A 24,017-nucleotide genomic window follows, 5' to 3' on the forward strand; every position below is an offset into this window, starting at 1 on the left:
ACTATCGGTCCCCGAAGACCGTGCGGTGCCAGTTCTTGCGCACCACCGCGGTGTTGTCGAACATGACGTGCTTGACCTGCGTGTACTCCTCGAACGAGTACGCGGACATGTCCTTGCCGAAGCCGGACGCCTTGTAACCGCCGTGCGGCATCTCGCTGATGATCGGGATGTGGTCGTTGACCCACACGCAGCCCGCCTTGATCTCGCGGGTGGCGCGGTTCGCGCGGTAGACGTCCCGGCTCCAGGCGGAGGCGGCGAGCCCGTACGGCGTGTCGTTGGCCAGCCGGATGCCCTCGTCGTCACCGTCGAAGGGCAGGACGACCAGGACGGGTCCGAAGATCTCGGACTGGACGACCTCGCTGTCCTGGGCGGCGTCGGCGATGAGCGTGGGCCGGTAGTACGCGCCGTTCTTCAGGTCGCCCTGCGGGGCCTCACCGCCGGTCACCACGCGCGCGTAGGAGCGTGCCCGGTCGACGAAGCCGGCGACGCGGTCCCGCTGGACGTGGCTGACCAGCGGGCCGAGGTCGGTGTCCGGCGCGAAGGGGTCGCCGACGCGGACGGTGTCCATGAGGGCGGCGGTCCTCTCGACGAACGCCTCGTACAGGGGCCGCTGCACGTACGCGCGCGTGGCGGCGGTGCAGTCCTGGCCGGTGTTGATGAGCGCGCCCGCCACCGCGCCGTTGACGGCGGCGTCCAGGTCGGCGTCGTCGAAGACGACGAAGGGCGCCTTGCCGCCGAGTTCCAGGTGGAGGCGCTTGACGGTGGCGGTGGCGACCTCGGCGACGCGCTTGCCGACGGCGGTGGAGCCGGTGAAGGAGGTCATGGCGACGTCGGGGTGTCCGACGAGGTGCTCGCCGGCCTCCCGTCCGGTGCCGGTGACGATGTTGATCACGCCGTCGGGGATGCCGGCCTCGGTGGCGGCCTGCGCGAACATCAGGGAGGTGAGGGGGGTGATCTCGGCGGGCTTGAGGACGATGGTGTTGCCCGCGGCGATCGCCGGGAGGATCTTCCACGCGGCCATCTGGAGGGGGTAGTTCCAGGGCGCGATGGAACCGACGACGCCGATCGGCTCGCGGCGGACGTACGACGTGTGGTCGCCGGAGTACTCGCCGGCCGACTGCCCCTGCAGATGCCGGGCGGCACCGGCGAAGAAGGCCGTGTTGTCGACCGTGCCCGGCACGTCGAACTCGCGGGTCAGCTTCAGCGGTTTGCCGCACTGCAGGGACTCGGCGCGGGCGAAGTCCTCGGCGCGGTCGGCGAGTACGGCGGCGAACCGGTGCAGGGCGTCGGACCGCTCGCCGGGGGTGGCGCCGGCCCAGCCGGGGAAGGCCTCCCGGGCGGCGGCGACGGCCGCGTCGACGTCGGCGGTGCCGGCCAGTTCGTAGGTGAGGACCGCTTCCGCGGTCGCCGGGTCGACGACGGTGTGCGTGCGTCCGGACGTGCCCTTGGTCAGACGGCCGGCGATGTACTGAGCCCCGTCCGCGAAGCGGTCCTGGGCCGGGAATCGGTCCGGGCTGGCATGGGCAGGGTGGTACATGTCGCTCTCCTCGGTGCCCCGGCGAAGGGGGCCGGCGTGGCTCGGGCTCGATGTGAGTGCCGATCCTGACAGAGCAGTCGACCCCCAACAAGTGATTCCGTTGTTGCCTTTTGGTTACGCGACGGAATCTGTCGACCAGGTGTCGAGTCACCACGGAAAAGGGCGGACGGAGTGTCAGTGGCGCGTGCCAGACTCGCGTGCATGGAGGAGATCACGGGGGCGGCGGTGGAGATCATCGACAGCAGGGAGGCCCTGCTCAGGCGGGTCCGGGCGGGGGACGGGCCGAGGATCAAGTACCTCTGCTTCTGGGGGCACCGGCCGCGGCCGGACGGCCGGATCGGGGCGAGCTGCCTGAGCCAGTGGTGGCCTTCGCCGTTCACGGTGGACGGGGTGGAGTACGCGACCGCCGAGCACTGGATGATGGCGGCCAAGGCGCGGCTCTTCGACGACCCGGAGGCGGAGCGGCGGGTGCTGACCGCGGAGCATCCCGCCCAGGCCAAGAAGGCGGGGCGGCTCGTGCGGGGCTTCGACGAAGCGGTGTGGGAGCGGGAGCGGTTCCGGATCGTGGTCGAGGGCAGCGTCCACAAGTTCGCCTCGGACCCCGCCCTGCGCGGTTTTCTGCTGGGCACGGGCGAGCGGGTGCTGGTGGAGGCGAGCCCGGTGGACCGGGTGTGGGGCATCGGGCTGGCCGCCGACGACGAGCGGGCGGTGGACCCGGAGCGGTGGCGCGGGCCGAACCTGCTGGGGTTCGCGCTGATGGAGGCGCGCAGACGGCTGCGGACCGCGCGCTGAGGGGCCCGTCCGCCCGCGTGGCCTACCCGGTGACGATCACCAGCACGCCGAAGCCGACGCCGAGGACGATGCCGGCGGCTCCGCAGATGATGCCGGCCAGCGCCTGGCCCGGGTTGGTGGCCTCGCCCCGGCGGGCCTTGCCGCGGCCGACCGCGCCGAAGACCACACCCAGAATGCCCAGGATGATCGCGAGCGGCCACAGGCAGAAGACGACGGCCGCGAGGATGCCGAGCACGAGTCCGGCCGTGCCCGGCCCGTTGCTCGGCATCGGCCCCATGCCGGGCCAGCCGTAGTAGCCCTGCGGGCCCCCGTAGCCGGCCTGGCCCGGGTGGCCGTAGCCGCCGGGGTAGCCGTAGGGGACCTGGCCGGGGCCGTCCGGGGCGATGGGCGGCGGCGGGACGGCCGCCTGGTCCCGGGCGTGGGGAGCGGCTGCGGCGGGCGGCGCGAACGGGCCGGCGGGGCCGGCTGCGGAGGCGTCGGCGCCCGGCGCGGCGAAGGGGTTCTCGGGAGCACCCGCGGAGGCCGTCGGGCCCGGCGCGGCGAAGGGGTTGGCCGGACCGCTCGCCGGGGACGGGCCGGCCGGCGGGGCGAACGGGCCGGCGGCCGGCATCGCGTCGGCCTGCGGTGCGGGGCTCGTCCACGGCCGCGACGGCGCAGTGGGCACCGGTGCCGGCGCCGAGGGCTCCGTGCCGCCCATGGCCGGCATCGCGGTGACCGTCTGCTGGTCGTGGACGGACGGGGCGGACCAGGGAGCCGGCCCGCCCGACGCCAATGTGCTCCCGGGGCCTGCGGGCTCGGACGCGGCGTCGCTCGCGGGCGGGCCTGCGAGCCGGTCCGCCGGGCCCGGCTTGCCGAGGTCCACCCGGGAGGCCGCGTCCTCGGCGGCGGTGCCTGGTGAGACCGGCCGGGCCCCGGCGTCGTTCCCCGGTGCTTCCGGCGTGTGCGCATCGGCGGGCGGCGACTGCGCGTCGTCGGACATGCCTGGGGTCCCCTCTGTCGAACGTCCCGTCATGCTACGGCCCGTCCCCCTCCGGCCGCGGCCCGGCCTACGATGATCCCGAGTCACCGATCAGCCGATCACCGCGTCCCGCCCGGCCGTCACGGCCCGGGACGCCGTTCCGGGGAGGAACCCTTGACCGAGCACCTCGTCGAGCCCGACGTCCCGCGCGACCTGAACGCCTTCATCGCCGGACTGCCCAAGGCCGAACTGCACGTCCACCACGTCGGCTCCGCCTCCCCGCGCATCGTGTCGGAACTGGCCGCCCGCCACCCGGACTCCAGGGTCCCCACCGACCCCGAGGCCCTGGTCGACTACTTCACGTTCACGGACTTCGCCCACTTCGTCGAGGTGTACCTGTCCGTCGTCGAGCTCATCCGCACCCCGGAGGACGTGCGGCTGCTGACGTACGAGGTGGCCCGGGACATGGCCCGGCAGCAGGTGCGCTACGCCGAGCTGACCATCACCCCGTACTCCTCCACCCGGCGCGGCATCGACGAGCGTGCGTTCATGGACGCGATCGAGGACGCCCGGAAGGCGGCCGAGGCCGACTTCGGGACCGTACTGCGGTGGTGCTTCGACATCCCCGGCGAGGCCGGCCTGGAGTCCGCGGAGGAGACGGCACGGCTGGCCACCGACGACCGGCTGCGGCCCGAGGGCCTGGTCTCCTTCGGGCTCGGCGGGCCCGAGATCGGCGTGGCGCGGCCGCAGTTCAAGCCGTACTTCGACCGCGCGATCGCCGCGGGCCTGCACTCGGTGCCGCACGCCGGCGAGACCACGGGTCCGCAGACGGTGTGGGACGCGCTGACCCACCTGCGCGCCGAGCGCATCGGCCACGGCACCAGCTCCGCGCAGGACCCGAAGCTGCTGGCGCACCTGGCCGAGCGGCGGATCCCGCTGGAGGTGTGCCCGACCTCCAACATCGCCACGCGCGCGGTCCGCACGCTCGACGAGCACCCGATCAAGGAGTTCACGCGCGCCGGGGTCCTGGTGACCATCAACTCCGACGACCCGCCGATGTTCGGCACCGACCTCAACAACGAGTACGCCGTCGCCGCCCGGCTCCTCGGCCTCGACGAGCGGGGACTCGCCGACCTGGCGAAGAACGCGGTCGAGGCGTCCTTCCTGGACGAGCCCGGCAAGGCGGCGATACGGGACGAGATCGACAGGTACACCGCGACCTGGCTCGCCTCCTGACGCGCCGGCGGAACGACCACCACCATGACTCTCCCCACGAACCATGTGACGGCCGTGGCCCACCGCGGCGACCCCTACCTCTTCCGTGAGAACACGATCGACTCGCTGCGCTCCGCACTGCGCCGCGGCGCGGACGCCGTCGAGATCGACGTACGGCTGACCCGGGACGGGGTGCCCGTGCTGCTCCACGACGCGACGCTGAAGCGGCTGTGGGAGCAGGACCGGCCGCTGCTGTCGCTGTCCGCCGAGGAGGTGCGCGGGCTGACGGCGGGCCGGGTGCCGACGCTGGCCGAGGCGCTGGCCGCGACGGACGGAAGCCGGGTGATGCTGGACCTGCCCGGCACACCGGACGTGCGGGCCGCCCGCCGGGTCGTGGACGTCGTGCGCGAGTGCGGGGCGCAGGACCGGGTGTTCTACTGCGCGGGCGCCCCGGCCATGCTCTCCGTGCGTGCCGCCGACCCGGCCGCCGAGATCGCGCTGACCTGGACGACGCTGGCGCCGCCCCGGCCCGCGCTGCTGGCGGCGGTCCGGCCGCGCTGGCTGAACTACCGGTTCGGGCTGGTGGACCGGGCCCTGGCCGACCGTGTCCACCGCGACGGCCACCTGCTGTCCGTCTGGACGCCCGACACCCGGCGCACGATGCGCCGTCTGCTGGCCGCGGGCGTCGACTCGATCACGACGAACCGCATCGACACGCTGTGCGCCCTGCGCGGGGCGGCCCGGCACGGGGCGGGTGCCCCGGGGCGCGGCAACGAGGCGACGAAGGCGCAGGTCCGCTGACGCGCGCAGGGGCGGGCCCGTTCCCGCCCCTGCGCGCTCCCCCCGCCGCAGAAGGGTGACCGCACCCCCGGCCTCTTCATCACCCGATGAATCGATCAAGCCGGTCAGTCCGCTACAGCCCCACGATGGCGTTCCACCGCTTCGCGAACTCCGCCCGCTCCCCCGCCCCGATGTCCCGTGCGATGGCGAGCCGCCGGCGCATCGCCGCGTCCGGGAAGACCAGCGGGTCCTCGGCCAGGGCGGCGGTCTCCTCGTCCTTGGCGGAGGCGAGCACGTCCTGCGCGGCCGGGACCGGGCAGACGTAGTTCACCCAGGCGGCCAGTTCCGCGGCGACCTCGGGCTCGTAGTAGTGGTCGATCAGCTTCTCGGCGTTGGCCTTGTGGCGGGCCAGGTTCGGGATCATCAGCGACTCCGCCCACAACTCGGCACCCTCCTCGGGGACGACGAACTCGATGTCCGGGTCGTCGGCCTGGAGCTGGATGACGTCACCGGAGTACGCCTGGCACGCCAGGACGTCCCCACTGGAGAGGTCCTTGATGTAGTCGTTGCCGGTGAAGCGGCGGATCTGCCCCTTGCCCACCTGCTCCTCCACCCGGTCGCACACCCGGTGGAAGTCGTCCGCCGTCCACGCGGTGATGTCCACTCCGTCGCCCAGCATGAGCAGCGCGAACGCCTCGTCCAGCCCGGAGAGCAGGGTCACCCGGCCCCTGAGATCACTGGCCCACAGGTCCGAGACGTGCCGGATCTCCCGGCCCAGCCGGCGCCGGTTGTACGCGATGCCGGTGATGCCCGACTGCCACGGCACGGTGAACCTCCGCCCCGGGTCGAAGGCGGGCGAACGCAGCAGCGGGTCGAGGTACTTGGTGACGTTGGGCTGGCGGGAGCGGTCCATCTCCTGCACCCAGCCGAGCCGGACGAACCGCCCGCACATCCAGTCGCTGATGACGATCAGGTCGCGGTCCGTGGGCTGGTGGTTCATCAGGGCCGGGCTGATCTTGCCGAAGAACTCGTCGTTGTCGTTGATCTCCTCGACATAGGCGACGGAGACGCCGGTCCGCTTCTCGAAGTCCTCCAGCGTGGGCCGCCGGCCGGGGTGCTCGTCGTCGGTGTCGATGTACAGCGGCCAGTTCGCCCAGGTCAGACGCTTGTCGGTGGCCGACAGGTCGGCGGCGGCGCGCTTGGCGGGCGGCACGTACGCGGCGGGGACCCCGCAGCCGGCGAGACCGCCGAGTGCCGCTCCGGCGCCGAGCGTGCGCAGCAGGGTCCGACGGGAGAGCGGGGGCGTCCTGGGTGTGAGCGGCATGCGGGCAGCATGCAGCCCCCGCGCCCGGCCGGACAATTGACGCCGCGTCGAGCGCACCGGCCGGGACGCGACACGTTGTCGATCACACCGGAGGCCCGCCGGACGACGGCGCGCGGCCCCGGACGGGAGTTCCCGTCCGGGGCCGCGGGGCACCGGCTCGTCAGACGTCCAGGGACGTCATGACGTGCTTGATCCGCGTGTAGTCGTCGAAGCCGTAGGCCGACAGGTCCTTGCCGTAGCCGGACTTCTTGAAGCCGCCGTGCGGCATCTCGGCGACCAGCGGGATGTGGGTGTTGATCCACACGCAGCCGAAGTCGAGCTTCTTGGACATCCGCATGGCGCGGCCGTGGTCCTTGGTCCACACCGAGGAGGCCAGCGCGTACTCGACGCCGTTGGCCCACTCGACCGCCTGCTCCTCGTCGCGGAAGGACTGGACGGTGATGACCGGGCCGAAGACCTCCCTCTGGATGATCTCGTCGTCCTGCTTCAGGCCCGAGACGACGGTCGGGGCGTAGAAGTAGCCCTTGTCGCCGACCTGGTGGCCGCCGGCCTCCACCTTGGCGTGGGCGGGCAGCCGCTCGATGAACCCGGCGACCTGCTTGAGCTGGTTGGGGTTGTTGAGCGGGCCGTACAGCACGTCCTCGTCGTCCGGCTGGCCGGTCTTGATCTCGGACGCGGCCTTGGCGAGGGCGCTGACGAACTCGTCGTGGATCGACTCGTGGACCAGCACGCGGGTGGCGGCGGTGCAGTCCTGGCCGGCGTTGAAGTAGCCCGCCTCCGAGATGCCCTCGACGGCCTTGGGGATGTCGGTGTCCTCGAAGACCACGACCGGGGCCTTGCCGCCCAGCTCCAGGTGGACCCGCTTGAGGTCCTTCGACGCCGACTCGGCGACCGACATGCCGGCCCGCACGGAACCGGTGATGGAGGCCATCGCCGGGGTGGGGTGCTCGACCATCAGGCGGCCGGTCTCACGGTCGCCGCAGATGACGTTGAAGACGCCCTTGGGCAGGACCGAGCCGATGATCTCGGCGATCAGGACCGTGGAGGCGGGGGTGGTGTCCGAGGGCTTCAGGACGACCGTGTTGCCCGCCGCGAGCGCGGGGGCGAACTTCCACACGGCCATCATCATCGGGTAGTTCCACGGCGCGACCTGCGCGCAGACGCCGATCGGCTCGCGGCGGATCATGGAGGTCAGGCCCTCCATGTACTCACCGGCGCTCCGCCCCTCCAGCATCCGCGCCGCGCCCGCGAAGAAGCGGATCTGGTCGACCATCGGCGGGATCTCCTCGGTGCGGGTCAGCCCGATCGGCTTGCCCGTGTTCTCCACCTCGGCCGCGATCAGTTCCTCGGCCCGCTCCTCGAACGCGTCCGCGATCTTCAGGAGGGCCTTCTGCCGCTCGGCCGGGGTGGTGTCGCGCCAGACCGGGAAGGCCGCCGCGGCGGCCGCCATGACGGCGTCCACGTCCGCCTGCCCGGACAGGGGAGCGGTCGCGTACGCCTCGCCCGTGGCGGGGTTGACCACTTCGGTGGTCCGTCCGTCGGCGGCGTCCCGGAACTCACCGTCGATGTAGTTGCGCAGACGACGCAGCTCGGTGCTCACTGCCGGCCCTCCAAGTTCGGGTGTCCAATCACTGAGACACCCACCCTAGACGGAGAGCCGACGTTTTCAACACCCCTGGTCGCCCCTGGATTGCGAAATCCGAAGCCTTGAGCGTCACAGACAACGAAATTCATCGCTCCCGCCTTGCAAAACTATCGATACGTCGTGCACAGTGGAGCTGTGGCCAGTCGAAGCGCAGACCAGAGGGACTCCCGCGAGTCCAGGAACGGCGGTCCCCAGTTGGACGCCGTCTCCCTCGCCATCATCGAACAGCTCCAGGAGGACGGCCGCCGGCCGTACGCCGCCATCGGCAAGGCCGTGGGCCTGTCGGAGGCGGCCGTGCGCCAGCGCGTCCAGAAGCTGCTCGACCAGGGCGTGATGCAGATCGTCGCCGTCACGGACCCGCTCACCGTGGGCTTCCGCCGCCAGGCGATGGTCGGTGTCAACGTCGAGGGCGACGTGGAGTCCGTCGCCGACGCGCTGACGGCCATGTCCGAATGCGAGTACGTGGTGATGACCGCAGGCTCCTTCGACCTGATGGTGGAGGTCGTCTGCGAGGACGACGACCACCTCCTGGACGTCATCAACAAACGCATCCGGGCCGTCCCCGGAGTGCGCTCCACCGAGAGCTTCGTCTACCTCAAGCTCAAGAAGCAGACCTATATGTGGGGAACCCGATAATCGTGAGCACCGACAGCCCCAAGGACCTCAGCAGGACCGCGTACGACCACTTGTGGATGCACTTCACCCGCATGTCGTCGTACGAGAACGCCCCCGTCCCCACCATCGTCCGCGGTGAGGGCACCCACATCTACGACGACAAGGGCAAGCGCTACCTCGACGGCCTCGCCGGTCTGTTCGTGGTCCAGGCCGGACACGGCCGCACGGAGCTGGCCGAGACCGCCTCGAAGCAGGCGCAGGAGCTCGCCTTCTTCCCGGTGTGGTCCTACGCCCACCCGAAGGCCGTCGAGCTGGCCGAGCGCCTCGCGAACGAGGCCCCCGGCGACCTCAACAAGGTCTTCTTCACCACCGGCGGCGGCGAGGCGGTCGAGACCGCCTGGAAGCTCGCCAAGCAGTACTTCAAGCTGACCGGCAAGCCGACCAAGTACAAGGTCATCTCGCGTGCGGTCGCCTACCACGGCACCCCGCAGGGCGCCCTGTCCATCACCGGCCTGCCGGGTCTGAAGGCCCCCTTCGAGCCGCTGGTGCCGGGCGCGCACAAGGTCCCGAACACCAACATCTACCGCGCCCCGATCCACGGCGACGACCCCGAGGCGTTCGGCCGCTGGGCCGCCGACCAGATCGAGCAGCAGATCCTGTTCGAGGGCCCGGAGACGGTCGCGGCCGTGTTCCTGGAGCCCGTGCAGAACGCCGGCGGCTGCTTCCCGCCCCCGCCCGGCTACTTCCAGCGGGTGCGCGAGATCTGCGACCAGTACGACGTGCTGCTCGTCTCGGACGAGGTCATCTGCGCCTTCGGCCGCCTGGGCACGACGTTCGCCTGTGACAAGTTCGGCTACGTCCCGGACATGATCACCTGCGCCAAGGGCATGACCTCGGGCTACTCCCCGATCGGCGCCTGCATCGTCTCCGACCGCCTGGCCGAGCCGTTCTACAAGGGCGACAACACCTTCCTGCACGGCTACACCTTCGGCGGCCACCCGGTCTCCGCCGCGGTCGGCATCGCCAACCTCGACCTGTTCGAGCGCGAGGGCCTGAACCAGCACGTGCTCGACAACGAGGGCGCCTTCCGCGCCACCCTGGAGAAGCTGCACGACCTGCCGATCGTCGGCGACGTCCGCGGCAACGGCTTCTTCTACGGCATCGAGCTCGTCAAGGACAAGGCCACCAAGGAGTCCTTCAACGAGGAGGAGACCGAGCGCGTCCTGTACGGCTTCCTCTCCAAGAAGCTCTTCGAGAACGGCCTGTACTGCCGCGCCGACGACCGTGGCGACCCGGTCATCCAGCTCGCCCCGCCGCTGATCTCCAACCAGGAGACCTTCGACGAGATCGAGCAGATCCTGCGCGCGACCCTGACGGAGGCATGGACCAAGCTCTGATCCCGCTCCGGGTCAGCTTTGCCGATCATCTTCAGGGATGACCGGCCACGGCCCCGGTGTCGTCCTTTCGAGTGAGAAACGGCGGCCCGGGGCCGCGTGCTGTCCGGCCTCCCGGGGCGGACTGCCTAGCGTGCCGAGTGACCGATCGGCCCTGCCTTCGTTCCCCCACACGGGGGATTTCACGAACCGCGCACGGCATTCTGATCTGAACCGAGGTGTACGCCATGGTCGCCCCGCCGGACAACGACGTGCTCTGGGCACGTGCCCTGCACTTCAAGCACCGGGACGGAACGCCCGCGCTGAGCGGTGTCTCGCTCGAGGTCCGCGAGGGCGAGATCCTCGCCGTGAGCGGCCCGCGCGGCAGCGGCAAGACGACCCTGCTGCGGTGCCTGTCCGGCCTGGTCCCGGTGCAGAGCGGCGAGGTCTGGTTCAACAGCGTGCCGATGCACACCATGGGTACGCTCACCCGGGAGCGGCTGCGGCGCGAGCGCTTCGGCTGGATCGACCCCGCCCCGGTGCTCGTCCCCGAGCTGAACGTCTGGGAGAACACCGCGCTGCCGCTGATGCTGCGCGGCACCGGCCGGCGCCAGGCCAAGACCGCGGCCCTGGAGTGGCTGGAACGCCTCGACGTCGGCACCCGGGCCCGCCGGCGCCCGCACCAGCTCCAGCAGGCCGAACGGCAGCGCGTCTGCATCGCCCGGGCGCTCGCCGCCGCCCCCTCGGTCCTGTTCGCCGACGAGCCGACGGCCCCCCTGCACCGCAGCGACCGCGCCCATGTGCTGCGCACGCTCACCACGGCGGCCCGCTCGCACGGCATCACGGTCGTCCTCGCCACGCACGACCCCGACACCGAGGCCCTCGCGGACCGCACGGTGGCCCTGCTCGACGGGCGGCGGGTGAAGACCGTACACCTCCCCCCGGTCTCCGGGACCGCCACGACGGAAGGCCGGGCGGCGTGCTCGCTCTCCGTCTGACCCGCGGCGCCCACCTCGCCGTCCACCTGCGCCGTCTGCTGGTCGCGGCGGCGTCGGCGGGCACGGGCTTCCTGCTGCTGTGCGCGCTCGGCCACGCCGTCAGCCACCCGGACGCGCCCGGCGCATCCGCCCTGCGCCTGCTCTGGTGCGCGGCCCCCGTCGCGGCCACGGTGTACCTGGCCGTCGCCGTGGCGCGCACCGACCCGGGCACCCGGCCCCGCTCCGGACTGTCGGCGATCGGGCTCGGGCCCTGGCGGCTGCTGGCCGTCTCCGCGGCGACCACGGCCCTGTCCGGCGCGCTCGGCTCGATGGCGGCCCTGCTCTACTTCCTCCATCTGCGCGGCGACCCGACGGGCATGCCCTTCGACGGCGCCGCCGCGGACGCCCTCGCCGCCGGCCGGCCCCTCCCCCTCCCGGCCGCCCTGACCCTGCTGACGCTGGTGCCGGTGACCGCGTCCGCGGCGGTGGCCCTGATGCTGCGCCCGAAGGAGGCCCGGCCCGCGAGGGACCGGGCCGCACGCGGCTACGGCCGCTTCGGGGCGTACGGGCCGGGCGCGGCCCGGGAGACGTTCGGAGCCTACGGCCGCTTCGGCGCACGCCTGAACCGGACGCGGCCCGCGAACGCCCGGGCCACCGAAGCGTCCGCGTCCCCGGACGGCGACGCCGCCGAGCCGGTGCCGGCCGGCGAGACCCGTCCCCCGGCGGTGCCGGAGGGCGACCCGCAGGCACCGGACGCCCTCACCGACCTCCCGCCCACCCGCGCCCGGGGCATCGGCTCCCTGCCCTGGGGCGTCGCCGTACTGGCCGTGGGGCTCGCCGTGGAGACCTACGCCGGCCGTGCCGCCACCGGCGCCCAGGAGCCCGCCTCCGGCGTCCTCGTCGGCTGGGCGCTGGCCACCGTCGGCCTGGCGCTGGCAGGCCCGGGCCTCACCCACCTGTGCGGGCGGCTCCTGCAGGCGGTCCGGCCCGGCGCCCTGCGTCTGCTGGCCGGCCGGGTCCTGATGGAGGAGGCGAGCCGCATCGGCCGTCCCCTGGGCGTCGTCTGCGCCGTGGCCTCGACGGCGTACGCGGCGTCGGCCCTGTACGACACGGACGGAGCGTCGTTCGGGCCGCTGCGCACCCTCGGCGTCCTCCTCGTGGCCGGCTGCGCGGTGGCCACGCTGCTCACCGCGGCCGTCGAGGCCAAGCACGCCCGGGCCGGCACGACGGACGCGCTGCTGCGGCTCGGGGCGCCCCCGGCGACGCTGCGCGGCGCGGCCGTCCTGCGCGCCGGCGCGCTGCTGGCCCTGTTCGGCCCGCTCACCCTGGTCGTCGCCGAACTGGTGACGGTCCCGCTGACCCGCTGATCGCCGGCCCGACGCCCCCCGGCGAGAACGCGCAGAAAATCTTTTCGGAACGGCGATGAGTTCCGGGCCGCTCCCACGTCTAACCCTGCGAACGCGACCACAGCGACGGAAGAGGCCCCATGTACCAGCAGATGATCTTCGTGAACCTGGCCACGAACGACCTCGACGCCTCGAAGAAGTTCTTCACCGAGCTCGGTTACGAGATCAACCCCCAGTTCAGCGACGAGACCGCCGCCTCGGTCGTCATCAGCGACACCATCATCGCGATGCTCCTCACCCGGGAGAAGTACGCCGAGTTCACCAAGAAGGAGATCGTGGACTCGACCAAGGCCAGCGAGGTGCTGATCGCGCTGAGTGCCGAGAGCCGCGAGAAGGTCGACGAGCTGGTCGACAAGGCGATCGCGGCGGGCGGTTCGCCCAGCGGCGAGACCCAGGACCACGGCTTCATGTACGGCCGCGCCTTCGACGACCTCGACGGCCACACCTGGGAGGTGGCGTGGATGGACCCGGCGGTCGTCCAGGGCTGAGGCGTTCCGCGGCGGCCCGGGGAGGCCCCGGGGGCGCATCCGGGATGCTTCGGGGGCGTTGAAACGTCTCTGCGGTTAATGAGAGGGCAAAGCCAACGCCCTTGGAACGCCCGCGCGTTGACACTGCTCATGCACCGCTTATAGACCAGTGAGACTCCTGGGCGTGCTGGTGCCTCACCAGCACCCCGTCAACCCCCCGCATATGCGCTTCCCGTAAAGGACCAACGTGGCAGTCCTGTCCATAATCAGCCGCACGGCATCACGCCGCGGCGTACGTGCCCTCGGCGTCGCCTCCGCCTCGCTCGCGCTGGCAGTCGGCGCCGCCGGCAACGCCCTCGCCTGCGACATCAGCGAGTTCTCCGCCGCCGCGAAGTGCGAGGGCGACAAGGGCGTCATCACCGTCACCGACGTGGACCCCGCCGGCATCCCCGCCACCGTCACCGTCTACCTGCAGAACAACGGCGCCGACGCCAAGAAGGTCGGCGAGCAGGTGGTCAAGGGCTCGCGCGAAGGCACCACCATCACCTTCGCCGAGGACTGGCAGCCGAACGCCGAGTACCGCATCCACGTGAAGGCCGCGGACTACGTCGACGAGGACATCAAGCCGAACCTCGTCACCCCGGCGACCGCCTGCGGGACGCAGGACACGGCGAGCCCGACGCCCACGCCGACGCCGTCGGAGACCTCCTCGGCGCCGTCCGGGGAGACCGGAACGCCGGTGCCGTCCCCGTCGACGCCGTCGGCGCCGGCAGGCTCGGCGAGCGAGAGCACCGCCCCGGCGGGCGGGGCCGGCAACGCCCCGTCGGCCGCGGCCGGCGAGTCCAACCTCGCCGAGACCGGTGCGAACTCCAACACCGGTCTGATCGTCGGCATCGCGGCGGCCCTGGTCGTCGTCGGTGGCGCGGCGGTCTTCCTCGGCCTGCGCCGTCGCGGGGCGAACGGCAGCCGCTGACGCCCGCACAGCCGTGACAGCGGTGGCCCGTCCCCGGCCGGGGGCGGGCCACCGCCACGTCAGCGGGGCCTCACCCGAACGTCGCCCGCTCCAGCCAGAAGTCCAGCAGTTCCCGCTCGCCGAGCACCTCCAGCTCCGGGGCGTCCAGCGGCAGCCGGCGGTAGAAGGCCAGCAGGACGGAGGTGAGCGGCCCCCGCAGCGCGACCGTCGCCTTCTCGTGGCCGCGGCGCCAGGTCACGCCCTCCTCGGGGAGTTCGATCAGCCACTCGCCGTCGAGGCCGGGGGCGGTGTCGGTGGCGTGCAGATGGATGCTGTGGCCGGGGCGGCGCAGTTCCCTGGCCGGCCCGTCCGGCATCACCTGCTGCACGAACCGTACGATCTCCAGCCACTCCTCGATCGCGTCGGCCGCCACGTCGGCCGCGACCCGGTAGGGCAGCCCGGCGGCGAGCGCGGCGTCGGCGCGGTGCACGGTGATCTCGTGCGTCATCCGGCGGGCCCAGAAGCCCGCGTCGTGCTTCCCGGCCCATGCCCACACCTTCGTGTCCGGCCCGGCCTCCCGCAGCGCGTCCACGACCGCCGCGCCCGACTCCGCCAGCCACGCGTCCAGCGCGGCCGCGTCGCCCCGGGCCTCGGGTCCGGCGTGTCCCGGTGCCTGCTCGCCGGGGACGTTCTCCTGGGCCCGGGTGCGCACCAGCAGGTCCACCCAGCGCAGGGCGCGCCCCATGTGCCGCACCAGGTCCTCCAGGGACCAATCCGGGCAGGTCGGCACCGTGGCGTTGAGGTCCGCGCCGGAGGTGACCACGGCCCTGAACTCCCGGACCTGGTGGGCGATCTCGTCGCAGTAGCGGTCGTGTGCGAGTGAGGTCATGGGCCGCATCCTACGAGCGGGCCGATCAGCCGAGCACGACGATTTCCGCCACGTCGAACTCCACCCCGACCGTGTCCCCGGCCTCCGGCGCCGCCCGCAGCGCACACGCCGCCTCCAGACGCGGCGCGCCCTCGGGCTGCAGGTGCACGGCGACATGGGTGCCCCGGAAGGTGCGGGCGGTGACCGTGCAGCGCAGGCCGGCGTCGGCGGGAACCAGCCGTACTCCGGCGGGCCGGACGAGCAGGGTACGGGGGCCCTGCGGGGCGTCCTCGGGGACCGGGACCTTGCCCCAGGGGGTGTCCGCGGCCTGTCCGGTGACGGTCGCGTCGATCACGTTGTCGAAGCCGAGGAAGCGGGCCACGAACGCGTCGGCGGGCCGCTGCCACACCTGCAGCGGCGTCCCCGACTGGGCGATCCGCCCGTCCCGCATCACCACGACCCGGTCGGCCAGCGCGAACGCCTCGCCCTGGTCGTGCGTCACGGCGAGCACGGTGGTGCCCAACCGGCCGAACAGCTCCCGCAGTTCCACCACCAGCCGTTCCCGCAGCGAGCGGTCGAGCTGGCCGAGCGGCTCGTCCAGCATCAGCAGCCGGGGCCGGGGCGCGAGGGCGCGGGCCAGCGCCACCCGCTGCTGCTCACCCCCGGACAGCGCGGCGACGGACCGGCGGGCGGCTCCGGGCAGCCCGACCAGCTCCAGCAACTCCCCCACCCGCTGCCGCTGTTCGGCCCGGGACGCGCCCCGCATCCGCGGCCCGAAGGCGATGTTCCCGGCCACGTCCCGCTGCGGGAAGAGCTGGTGGTCCTGGAACATCAGCCCCACCTCGCGCTTGTGCGCGGGCACCCCGGCCTGGTCCCGCCCGTCGAGCGTCACCCGTCCGGCGTCCAGGGGCTGGAGCCCGGCGACGGCCCGCAGCAGGGTCGACTTGCCGCTGCCGCTGGGTCCGAGCACGCACACGACCTCGTGCTCGGCGACACCGAGGTCGACGGCGTCGAGCACGGCCCGTCCGCCGAAGCGTACGGTCGCCCCTTCGAGGCTCAGCAGCATCCCTAGAACTCCCCGGTCCGGTCGGTCCGCAGCCGCTCCAGCACCACCAGGGCCACGGCGCACACCACCATCAGAATCGTCGACAGGGCCATCGCCTGGCCGTAGTTCATGTCCCCCGGACGCCCCAGCAGCCGTGCCACGGCGACCGGCAGCGTCGGGTTGTCGGGCCGCGCGATGAACACGGTCGCCCCGAACTCCCCGAGCGACACCGCGAAGGCGAACCCGGCCGCGACCAGCAGCGCCCGCCGCACCATCGGCAGGTCCACCTCCCGCCACACCCGCCACGGCGACGCCCCCAGCACCGCCGCCGCCTCCCGCAGCCGTACGTCCACCGCCCGCAGCACCGGCAGCATCGTCCGTACGACGAAGGGGACGCCGACCAGCGCCTGGGCGAGCGGCACCAGGATCCAGGAGGACCTCAGGTCCAGCGGCGGTTCGTCGAGCGCGATCAGGAACCCGAAGCCGACCGTCACGGCGGACACCCCGAGCGGCAGCATCAGCAGCGCGTCGAAGCCGCGCACGAAGCGGCCCGCGTCCCGGCGGGTGAGCGCGGTGGCGGCCAGTCCGCCGATCACGACGGCGATGGCGGTGGCGGCGACGGCGTACTGGAGCGAGTTGCCGATCGCGTCGACCGGCGGGACGAGGAAGGCGCCGCCGTCCTCGCGGGTCAGCGCCCGGTAGTAGCCGAAGCCGGGCGCGCCGAGCGAACGCTGCACCAGGACGGCCAGCGGCAGCAGGACGAGCCCGGCGACGGTGACCAGGACCCCGCCCAGCAGCGCCCACTGCCCGGCCCCGCGCGGCCGGCGCACGGTGACCGACGCGTCCACCAGGCGCAGGGCCGTCTCCCGCCGCCGTACCGTCCAGGCGTGCACGGCCAGCACCGCGGCCACCGCGGCGAACTGGACCAGCGTCAGCACGGCGGCCGTGGACAGGTCGAAGACCTGGGAGGTCTGCCGGTAGATCTCCACTTCGAGGGTGGAGAAGGTGGGCCCGCCGAGGATCTGGACGACGCCGAAGGAGGTGAAGGTGAACAGGAAGACCATCAGGGCGGCGGCGGCCACGGCCGGCGCGAGCGCGGGCAGCGTGACCTGCCGCCAGGCGGTGAGGCGGGAGGCGCCGAGCATCCGCGCGGCCTCCTCCTGGCGCGGGTCGAGCTGCGACCAGAGGCCGCCGACGGTGCGCACGACGACCGCGTAGTTGAAGAAGACGTGCGCGAGCAGGATCGCCCACACGGTGGTGTCCAGGCGCACGCCCCACAGCTCGTCGAGCAGCCCGCCGCGCCCGACCAGCGCCAGGAACGCCGTACCGACGACGACCGTCGGCAGCACGAACGGCACGGTGACCACGGCCCGCAGGAACTGCTTGCCGGGGAAGTCGAGCCGGGCGAAGACGTACGCGGCCGGCAGCGCGATCAGCAGCGTGAGCGCGGTGGACGCCAGCGCCTGCCAGGTGGTGAACCACAGCACGTGGCGGACGTCGGGCTGTGCCAGCACGTCCCCGATCCGCCCGAACCGCCAGGCCCCGTCGACCTCCAGTCCGCGCGCGACGATCGCGGCGACGGGGTAGGCGAAGAACACCGCGAAGAACGCGACGGGCACGGCCATCAGGCCGAGCCGTGCCGCGTTCCCGCGTCGCCGGCCGGGGGCGGCCTCGGCTACTTCAGTACGAGCGAGGTCCACGACTTGACCCACTGGTCGCGGTTGTCGGCGATCTTCGCCGGGTCCATCGTCCGGGGGGCCTTCACCTCGGGCGCGTACGCGGTGAACTCGGCGGGCAGCTTCGCGTCCCCGGCCACCGGGTGGACGAACATGTTCAGCGGCATGTCCTCCTGGAACTGCCTGCTGATCAGGAAGTCGATCAGTGCCTTGCCGCCCTCGGGGTTCTTGGCGTTGCTCAGCAGCCCGGCGAACTCGATCTGCCGGAAGCAGGTCCCCGTCGCCACCCCGGTGGGCGCGGTGTCCGGCTTCGGGTCGGCGTAGATCACCTCGACGGGCGGGGAGGAGGCGTAGGAGACGACGAGCGGACGGTCGCCCTTGGCCTTCTTGCCGCCCGCGGAGCCGGAGAACTCCTCGTTGTACGCCTGCTCCCAGCCGTCGACGACCTTCACGCCGTTGTCCTTGAGCTTCTTCCAGTAGTCCTGCCAGCCGTCGTCCCCGTACTCGGCGGCGGTGCCGAGCAGGAAGCCGAGGCCGGGCGAGGAGGTGCCGGCGTTCTCGGTGACGAGCAGGTTCTTGTACTCGGGCTTGGTGAGGTCGTCGAAGGAGTCCGGCGGGGTCAGCTTGTGCTCGCTGAAGTACGCCTTGTCGTAGTTGACGCAGATGTCGCCGTAGTCGACGGGCGTGACCCGGTGCTTGTCGCCGTCGACCCGGTACCGCGCGTCGACCCGGTCCAGGCCCTTCGCCTCGTACGGCTGGAACAGCCCGTTGTCCAGCGCCCGGGACAGCAGCGTGTTGTCGACGCCGAAGAAGACGTCGCCCTGCGGGTTGTCCTTGGTGAGGACGGCCTTGTTGACGGCCTGGCCGGCGTCGCCGTCCTCCAGGACCCTGACCTTGTAGCCGGAGCTCTTCTCGAAGGCGGCGACGACGTCCTTGGACGCGGCCCACGAGTCGTGGCTGACGAGGGTCACGGTCTTGGAGTCGCCGGACCCCTTCCCCTCGTCGGACGACGATCCGCACGCGGACAGCGTGACCAGGCCGAGCCCGACGGCCAGGGCGGTGGCCTTCTTGGTGATGCTCACTGAATTCCTCCTGGGTGACCAGGAGAAGACGCGGCCCTGCCCGGAACCCTGTGGAGGGTCCCGGGCAGGGCGCAACAGCTCGAGTGGTGACCGATCTCCCTACCCAGAATGACCTGGGCCAGGTTCGGAGGGTCTGCGGCCGGTGCCGCACTCTCAGCGCTGTGGCGCTCCCCTGTCGGAATATGAAGATGTACTGGCGTATGAAGATGTACTGACGCCGGTCAGATTACCTCTCGCTCGCGGCGAGCTGACCACACGCCCCGTCGATCTCCTGGCCACGGGTGTCCCGGATCGTCACCGGCACACCGTGGGCCGCGATCGCCTCGACGAACGCCTTCTCGTCCTCGGGGCGCGAGGCGGTCCACTTGGAGCCGGGCGTCGGGTTGAGGGGGATCAGGTTGACGTGCACCGGCTTGCCCTTGAGCAGCCGCCCGAGGCGGTCGCCGCGCCACGCCTGGTCGTTGATGTCCCGGATCAGCGCGTACTCGATGGACAGCCGCCGGCCCGACTTCGCCGCGTACTCCAGTCCGGCGTCCAGCACCTCGCGCACCTTCCACCGCGTGTTGACGGGGACGAGGGTGTCGCGCAGCTCGTCGTCGGGCGCGTGCAGCGAGATGGCGAGGCGGCACTTGAAGCCCTCGTCGGCGAACCGGTGGATGGCGGGGACCAGGCCGACCGTGGAGACCGTGATGCCGCGCTGGGACAGCCCGAGGCCGTCGGGCTCGGGGTCGGTGAGCCGGCGGATGGCGCCGACGACCCGGTTGTAGTTGGCGAGGGGCTCGCCCATGCCCATGAAGACGATGTTGCTGAGCCGGGCCGGGCCGCCGGGGACCTCGCCGTCGCGCAGTGCGCGCATGCCGTCGACGATCTGGTGCACGATCTCGGCGGTGGACAGGTTACGGTCCAGACCGGCCTGCCCGGTGGCGCAGAACGGGCAGTTCATGCCGCAGCCCGCCTGGGAGCTGATGCACATGGTGACCCGGTCCGGGTACCGCATCAGCACCGACTCGACGAGCGTGCCGTCGAACAGCTTCCACAGGGTCTTGCGCGTGGTGCCCTGGTCGGTCGACAGATGCCGGACGACCGTCATCAGCTCGGGAAGCAGCGCCTCCTGGAGCGCCTGCCGGGAGCCGGCGGGGATGTCGGTCCACTGCTCGGGGTCGTGCGCGTACCGCGCGAAGTAGTGCTGCGAGAGCTGCTTGGCACGGAACGGCTTCTCGCCGACAGCGGCGACGGCCTCCTTGCGCTCGGCGGGCGTGAGGTCGGCAAGGTGCCGCGGCGGCTTCTTCGCTCCGCGCGGCGCGACGAAGGTGAGCTCACCGGGGACTGGACGGGCCACGGTCGGGCAACTCCTCATGACGACGGGCCTATGGCGTCCCCGCCTCGGCGGGGCGATCGGCAGGACCTTGCCGAAGCCAGGAGACCTCACTGGATCATCCCCGTCTCGGCGGGGATGCACGAAAGGGCCCGCAGCCATCGCCACGGGCCCTTCCAGAGTACCTGACGCCTGTCAACCCGACCCGACGAAGATCACCAGCAGCAGCCACACCACCGGCGCGGTCGGCAGCAGCGAGTCAAGCCGGTCCATGATGCCGCCGTGCCCCGGGAGCAGCGTTCCCATGTCCTTGATGCCCAGGTCCCGCTTGATCATGGACTCGCCGAGGTCGCCCAGCGTGGCGCTGGCCGCGACGGCGAGGCCCAGCAGCAGGCCCTGCCACCAGGAGCCGTCGTCGATCAGGAACTCCATGCACAGCGCGCCCGCGACCATGGCGAACGCCACCGCTCCGAGCAGGCCCTCGCGGGTCTTGCCGGGGCTGATGCGCGGGGCGAGCTTCTTCCGGCCGAAACGCCAGCCGACCGCGTACGCGCCGGTGTCGCTGACGACGGTCAGCACCAGGAACGTCAGGACGCGCCACGGGCCGTCCTGAGCCGTCAGCATCATCGCGACGAACGTCGCGAGGAACGGCACGTAGAACGCGGCGAACACGCCCGCCGTGACGTCCTTGAGATACCCCTCCGGCGGTTCCGTCATCCGCCATACGAGAACCGCCAGCGCGGTGAGCGCCATGGCGACCCACGCCCCCTCGGCCCCCCTGACGTAGCCGGCCACCACCATCGCCGCGCCGCCCAGCGCGAGCGGGACGAGGGGTGCCTTGATGCCCTTGCGCTCGTCGAGCCGCTTGGTCAGTTCCCACAGGCCCACCACGACGGCGACGGCGATCACGCCGACGAACACGGCCTTGACGACGAAGAGCGACGCGACGATGACCACGCCGAGTCCGAGGCCGACGCCTATCGCGGCCCCCAGGTCACGCCCCGCGCTCTTCTTCTGCGGCCGGGGCTCCGGCTGGGGGACGTCGGACATGGGCTCCGGATTCTGCGGCACCGCCGCATACGGCTGGGCCGACGGGTTCTCGTCGCGGAACGGCTCGTCTCGGAACAGGGGGCCGCTCAGCCGAGCGGCCCCACGGTCGTCATCCTGGTCTCCGCCGTGTTCGGGTACGTCGGGCACGATGGGCATGGGGCGAGTGTGCTGCGCGTTGTGCGCATCGTACGCGGGACCCGCCGGGGCGGCGCCCCGGGCAGGTCCCTGGTCGGACGGCCCCCAGTACCCGGCTTGTGGCGGCGCTCCCCAGGAAGAGTCGTTCATCAGACCTCGAGCAGCTCCGCTTCCTTGTGCTTCAGGAGCTCGTCCACCTGGGCGACGTACTTCGCGGTGGTGTCGTCGAGCTCCTTCTCCGCACGGCGGCCCTCGTCCTCGCCGACCTCGCCGTCCTTGATCAGCTTGTCGATGGCGTCCTTGGCCTTGCGGCGCACGGAGCGGATGGAGACCTTGGCGTCCTCACCCTTGCCCTTGGCGACCTTGATGTACTCGCGGCGGCGCTCCTCGGTCAGCTCGGGGAACACCACCCGGATGATGTTGCCGTCGTTGCTGGGGTTCACGCCCAGGTCGGAGTCGCGGATCGCCTGTTCGATGTTGCGCAGGGCGCTCTTGTCGAACGGCGTCACCACGGCCATGCGCGGCTCGGGCACGGAGAACGAGGCCAGCTGGTTGATCGGCGTCGGTGCGCCGTAGTAGTCGGCCACGATCTTGTTGAACATCGCCGGGTGCGCACGGCCGGTGCGGATCGCGGCGAAGTCCTCCTTGGCGACCACGACGGCCTTCTCCATCTTCTCCTCGGCCTCGAGGAGGGTCTCTTCGATCACCACTTGCTCCTGCGTGTCTTGAGTAGGCCCGGCTGCGATTCCCTGTCGGGGCGGCGGCCGGCTGCGTCGCGTCTTCTTCCTGCACGGTTCCCGACCGGTAGAACATTGTCCATCCCCCGGTCCGGCCCCGTCCCGTCCGTCCCTCTTACAGGTGTCGCGGACAGTGGCGTCCCGCGTCCCGCGGACGGGTTGGTGCTCCGGTCAGTCCCGGCTGCCCTGGTCACCCACAAGCGTGCCGATCTTCTCACCCTTGACGGCGCGGGCGATATTGCCCTCCTTCAGCAGTTCGAAGACCACGATCGGGAGGCTGTTGTCGCGGCAGAGCGTGACGGCCGTGGCGTCGGCGACCTTCAGGTCTCGGGTGATGACCTCGCCGTAGCCGAGCGCGTCGAACTTCACGGCGTCCGGGTTGGTCTTCGGGTCGGAGTCGTAGACCCCGTCCACGCCGTTCTTGCCCATCAGCAGCGCCTCGGCGTCGATCTCGAGGGCGCGCTGTGCGGCGGTGGTGTCGGTGGAGAAGTACGGCATGCCCATACCGGCGCCGAAGATGACCACACGGCCCTTCTCCAGGTGGCGCACGGCACGCAGCGGGATGTAGGGCTCGGCGACCTGCCCCATGGTGATGGCGGTCTGCACGCGGCAGTCGACGCCCTCCTTCTCCAGGAAGTCCTGGAGGGCGAGGCAGTTCATCACGGTGCCGAGCATGCCCATGTAGTCCGAGCGGGCGCGGTCCATGCCGCGCACCTGGAGTTCCGCGCCGCGGAAGAAGTTGCCGCCGCCGATGACGATCGCGATCTGCGCGCCGTCCCTCACGACGGCCGCGATCTCGCGGGCGATGGCGTGCACCACGTCGGGGTCGACGCCCAGGCCCCCGCCGCCGGAGAAGGCCTCTCCGGACAGCTTCAGCAGAAACCGGCCGCGTACTTTGCCGTCGTCGCTCTTCTCGGCCTTGGTGGTCATGGAGATCTCGCCTCTTTTACGTGGTCACACACACGAAGAAGGCCATTGCCGGTGGGGGCGTGTTTCGCATCCCATACGCGGCAATGGCCTCCTCGTCAGATCTGCTGTCGTCCTCCGCCACGCGCGCGTGCGGATCGTCGTACGCGAACGGCGCAGACGACTGCTGTCGACCCTACCGGGGTCGTACGTCCGTCGCGGTACGGACTCAGATGCCGACCTTGATGCGCGTGAAGCGCTTCAGGGTGACACCGGCCTCGTCCAGAACCTTCTGGACGGACTTCTTGTTGTCCAGCGCGTAGGGCTGGCCGAGCAGCGTGGCGTCCTTGAAGAAGCCGTTGAGGCGACCCTCGACGATCTTCGGCAGGGCGGCCTCGGGCTTGCCCTCGGCGCGGGTGGTCTCCTCGGCGATGCGGCGCTCGGCCTCGACGATGTCGGCCGGCACGTCGTCCTTGGAGAGGTACTTCGGCGCGAAGGCGGCGATGTGCTGCGCGACGCCCTTGGCGACCTCGGCGTTCGGCTTGTCCAGCTCGACGAGGACACCGATCTGCGGGGGCAGGTCGGGCATCGTGCGGTGCATGTACGCGGTCACGTAACCGTCGGAGAACTGCGCGAAGCGGTCCAGGACGATCTTCTCGCCGAGGTTGGCGTTGGCCTCGTCGACGTACGCCTGGACGGTCTTGCCGGGCTCGATCTCGGAGGCGAGCAGGGCCTCCAGGTCGGCCGGGGAGGCCTTGGCGACGTGCTCGGCGATGGTCTTGGCCACGTTCTGGAACTTCTCGCCCTTGGCGACGAAGTCCGTCTCGCACTTGAGCTCGACGAGGACACCGGAGGAGTTGTCGTCGGCGATGATCGAGACGACGGCGCCGTTCTCGGCGGAGCGGCCCTCGCGCTTGGCGACGCCCTTCTGGCCCTTGATGCGGAGCGCCTCGACGGCCTTCTCGACGTTGCCCTCGGCCTCGTCCAGCGCCTTCTTGCAGTCCATCATGCCGGCGCCGGTGAGCTCGCGGAGCTTCTTGACGTCGGCGGCGGTGTAGTTCGCCATGAGTCTGTGAGTCTTTCTCGAAGTCTGGAAGATCGGAGATCTACGCGGTCTGCGGCCCACAGGAAACCTGTAGGTCCGTGACCCGGCGCTGACCTA

At 71.6% G+C, this 24,017-nt stretch carries 21 protein-coding genes, 1 pseudogene and 1 riboswitch; of the genes and pseudogenes, 9 read left to right on the forward strand and 13 right to left on the reverse strand.

The genetic code is table 11. The annotated features are described in order from the left end of the window. Position 1: 1 nt before the first annotated feature. Positions 2-1,537 carry a gamma-aminobutyraldehyde dehydrogenase gene (locus tag H0H10_RS34095; RefSeq protein WP_188185059.1) on the reverse strand — a complete coding sequence of 512 codons (1,536 nt, stop codon included), beginning with the start codon at positions 1,535-1,537 and terminating at the stop codon, positions 2-4. 201 nt (positions 1,538-1,738) lie between these two features. On the opposite strand from H0H10_RS34095, the gene ybiA reads away from it, so the two are divergent. Continuing rightward, entirely contained in the window at positions 1,739-2,329 is a 591-nt protein-coding gene (gene ybiA, locus H0H10_RS34100) for a riboflavin biosynthesis intermediates N-glycosidase (RefSeq protein ID WP_188185060.1), read from the forward strand. Between the two features lie 22 nt (positions 2,330-2,351). Here ybiA and H0H10_RS40830 read toward each other — a convergent pair whose 3' ends face one another. Next, positions 2,352-3,308: a DUF4190 domain-containing protein gene (locus tag H0H10_RS40830; RefSeq protein ID WP_306420992.1), complete on the reverse strand. Its 957-nt coding sequence runs from the start codon at positions 3,306-3,308 to the stop codon at positions 2,352-2,354. Positions 3,309-3,322: 14 nt separating this feature from the next. Between H0H10_RS40830 and H0H10_RS34110 the strand changes: the two are divergent. Further along, a pseudogene (locus H0H10_RS34110) lies at positions 3,323-4,523 on the forward strand (adenosine deaminase). A 24-nt stretch (positions 4,524-4,547) separates the two neighbouring features. After that, on the forward strand, positions 4,548-5,303 hold the full coding sequence (locus H0H10_RS34115; protein WP_188185062.1) for a glycerophosphodiester phosphodiesterase: 756 nt from the start codon (positions 4,548-4,550) through the stop codon (positions 5,301-5,303). Between the two features lie 112 nt (positions 5,304-5,415). On the opposite strand, the gene H0H10_RS34120 is transcribed toward H0H10_RS34115, so the two are convergent. Together H0H10_RS34120 and H0H10_RS34125 are read right to left on the reverse strand one after the other, a co-directional pair. Further along, positions 5,416-6,606 carry a polyamine ABC transporter substrate-binding protein gene (locus tag H0H10_RS34120; protein ID WP_188185063.1) on the reverse strand — a complete coding sequence of 397 codons (1,191 nt, stop codon included), beginning with the start codon at positions 6,604-6,606 and terminating at the stop codon, positions 5,416-5,418. A 160-nt stretch (positions 6,607-6,766) separates the two neighbouring features. Beyond that, a complete protein-coding gene (locus H0H10_RS34125) occupies positions 6,767-8,206 on the reverse strand; it encodes a gamma-aminobutyraldehyde dehydrogenase (RefSeq protein ID WP_188185064.1) in 1,440 nt (479 codons plus the stop codon). A gap of 165 nt (positions 8,207-8,371) precedes the next feature. Here H0H10_RS34125 and H0H10_RS34130 point away from each other — a divergent pair, with 165 nt between their 5' ends. From H0H10_RS34130 to H0H10_RS34155, 6 genes are all read left to right on the forward strand, one after another. After that, positions 8,372-8,887, forward strand: a complete 516-nt coding sequence (locus H0H10_RS34130) for an Lrp/AsnC family transcriptional regulator (protein ID WP_188185065.1) — start codon at positions 8,372-8,374, stop codon at positions 8,885-8,887. 2 nt (positions 8,888-8,889) lie between these two features. Beyond that, on the forward strand, positions 8,890-10,263 hold the full coding sequence (locus H0H10_RS34135; RefSeq protein WP_188185066.1) for an aspartate aminotransferase family protein: 1,374 nt from the start codon (positions 8,890-8,892) through the stop codon (positions 10,261-10,263). 224 nt (positions 10,264-10,487) lie between these two features. Continuing rightward, a complete protein-coding gene (locus H0H10_RS34140; RefSeq protein ID WP_188185067.1) occupies positions 10,488-11,237 on the forward strand; it encodes an ABC transporter ATP-binding protein in 750 nt (249 codons plus the stop codon). Further along, positions 11,219-12,583: a hypothetical protein gene (locus H0H10_RS34145; protein WP_188185068.1), complete on the forward strand. Its 1,365-nt coding sequence runs from the start codon at positions 11,219-11,221 to the stop codon at positions 12,581-12,583. Before H0H10_RS34140 ends, H0H10_RS34145 begins: the two co-directional genes overlap by 19 nt. A gap of 119 nt (positions 12,584-12,702) precedes the next feature. Further along, a complete protein-coding gene (locus tag H0H10_RS34150) occupies positions 12,703-13,110 on the forward strand; it encodes a VOC family protein (protein ID WP_188185069.1) in 408 nt (135 codons plus the stop codon). A gap of 226 nt (positions 13,111-13,336) precedes the next feature. Beyond that, on the forward strand, positions 13,337-14,062 hold the full coding sequence (locus H0H10_RS34155; RefSeq protein ID WP_188185070.1) for an LAETG motif-containing sortase-dependent surface protein: 726 nt from the start codon (positions 13,337-13,339) through the stop codon (positions 14,060-14,062). Positions 14,063-14,132: 70 nt separating this feature from the next. On the opposite strand, the gene H0H10_RS34160 is transcribed toward H0H10_RS34155, so the two are convergent. From H0H10_RS34160 to tsf, 9 genes are all read right to left on the reverse strand, one after another. Continuing rightward, positions 14,133-14,930, reverse strand: coding sequence for a maleylpyruvate isomerase family mycothiol-dependent enzyme (locus H0H10_RS34160; RefSeq protein WP_188185071.1), 798 nt, complete (start codon positions 14,928-14,930; stop codon positions 14,133-14,135). 25 nt (positions 14,931-14,955) lie between these two features. Further along, a complete protein-coding gene (locus tag H0H10_RS34165) occupies positions 14,956-15,975 on the reverse strand; it encodes an ABC transporter ATP-binding protein (RefSeq protein ID WP_188185072.1) in 1,020 nt (339 codons plus the stop codon). Positions 15,976-15,977: 2 nt separating this feature from the next. Next, positions 15,978-17,654: an ABC transporter permease gene (locus H0H10_RS34170; RefSeq protein WP_188185073.1), complete on the reverse strand. Its 1,677-nt coding sequence runs from the start codon at positions 17,652-17,654 to the stop codon at positions 15,978-15,980. Next, positions 17,630-18,712: a thiamine ABC transporter substrate-binding protein gene (locus tag H0H10_RS34175; RefSeq protein WP_188185074.1), complete on the reverse strand. Its 1,083-nt coding sequence runs from the start codon at positions 18,710-18,712 to the stop codon at positions 17,630-17,632. Before H0H10_RS34175 ends, H0H10_RS34170 begins: the two co-directional genes overlap by 25 nt. Positions 18,713-18,790: 78 nt before the next feature. Then, positions 18,791-18,896: riboswitch (TPP riboswitch) on the reverse strand. Between the two features lie 42 nt (positions 18,897-18,938). Continuing rightward, entirely contained in the window at positions 18,939-20,051 is a 1,113-nt protein-coding gene (rlmN, locus tag H0H10_RS34180; protein ID WP_309141955.1) for a dual-specificity RNA methyltransferase RlmN, read from the reverse strand. A 171-nt stretch (positions 20,052-20,222) separates the two neighbouring features. Next, positions 20,223-21,362 (reverse strand): phosphatidate cytidylyltransferase, encoded by a 1,140-nt coding sequence (locus tag H0H10_RS34185; RefSeq protein ID WP_188185076.1) that lies wholly within the window; start codon positions 21,360-21,362, stop codon positions 20,223-20,225. Beyond that, positions 21,362-21,919, reverse strand: a complete 558-nt coding sequence (gene frr / locus H0H10_RS34190; RefSeq protein WP_014675285.1) for a ribosome recycling factor — start codon at positions 21,917-21,919, stop codon at positions 21,362-21,364. Before frr ends, H0H10_RS34185 begins: the two co-directional genes overlap by 1 nt. A 201-nt stretch (positions 21,920-22,120) precedes the next feature. Further along, entirely contained in the window at positions 22,121-22,879 is a 759-nt protein-coding gene (gene pyrH / locus H0H10_RS34195; RefSeq protein WP_188185077.1) for a UMP kinase, read from the reverse strand. Positions 22,880-23,084: 205 nt separating this feature from the next. Further along, positions 23,085-23,921 carry a translation elongation factor Ts gene (tsf, locus tag H0H10_RS34200; protein WP_188185078.1) on the reverse strand — a complete coding sequence of 279 codons (837 nt, stop codon included), beginning with the start codon at positions 23,919-23,921 and terminating at the stop codon, positions 23,085-23,087. Positions 23,922-24,017 lie beyond the last annotated feature (96 nt).

This window comes from Streptomyces griseicoloratus, from assembly GCF_014534645.1.
GTDB classification, from domain to species: Bacteria; Actinomycetota; Actinomycetes; order Streptomycetales; family Streptomycetaceae; genus Streptomyces; species Streptomyces griseicoloratus.

What these genes read in the sequence shown, in the direction of transcription:
- H0H10_RS34150 (WP_188185069.1), top strand. Translation starts at nt 12,703, where the DNA reads ATGTACCAGCAGATGATCTTCGTGAACCTGGCCACGAACGACCTCGAC.
- H0H10_RS34120 (WP_188185063.1), bottom strand. Translation starts at nt 6,606, where the DNA reads ATGCCGCTCACACCCAGGACGCCCCCGCTCTCCCGTCGGACCCTGCTG.
- H0H10_RS34165 (WP_188185072.1), bottom strand. Translation starts at nt 15,975, where the DNA reads ATGCTGCTGAGCCTCGAAGGGGCGACCGTACGCTTCGGCGGACGGGCC.
- ybiA (WP_188185060.1), top strand. Translation starts at nt 1,739, where the DNA reads ATGGAGGAGATCACGGGGGCGGCGGTGGAGATCATCGACAGCAGGGAG.
- tsf (WP_188185078.1), bottom strand. Translation starts at nt 23,921, where the DNA reads ATGGCGAACTACACCGCCGCCGACGTCAAGAAGCTCCGCGAGCTCACC.
- H0H10_RS34160 (WP_188185071.1), bottom strand. Translation starts at nt 14,930, where the DNA reads ATGACCTCACTCGCACACGACCGCTACTGCGACGAGATCGCCCACCAG.
- H0H10_RS34140 (WP_188185067.1), top strand. Translation starts at nt 10,488, where the DNA reads ATGGTCGCCCCGCCGGACAACGACGTGCTCTGGGCACGTGCCCTGCAC.
- pyrH (WP_188185077.1), bottom strand. Translation starts at nt 22,879, where the DNA reads ATGACCACCAAGGCCGAGAAGAGCGACGACGGCAAAGTACGCGGCCGG.
- H0H10_RS40830 (WP_306420992.1), bottom strand. Translation starts at nt 3,308, where the DNA reads ATGTCCGACGACGCGCAGTCGCCGCCCGCCGATGCGCACACGCCGGAA.
- H0H10_RS34115 (WP_188185062.1), top strand. Translation starts at nt 4,548, where the DNA reads ATGACTCTCCCCACGAACCATGTGACGGCCGTGGCCCACCGCGGCGAC.
- H0H10_RS34095 (WP_188185059.1), bottom strand. Translation starts at nt 1,537, where the DNA reads ATGTACCACCCTGCCCATGCCAGCCCGGACCGATTCCCGGCCCAGGAC.
- H0H10_RS34185 (WP_188185076.1), bottom strand. Translation starts at nt 21,362, where the DNA reads ATGAACGACTCTTCCTGGGGAGCGCCGCCACAAGCCGGGTACTGGGGG.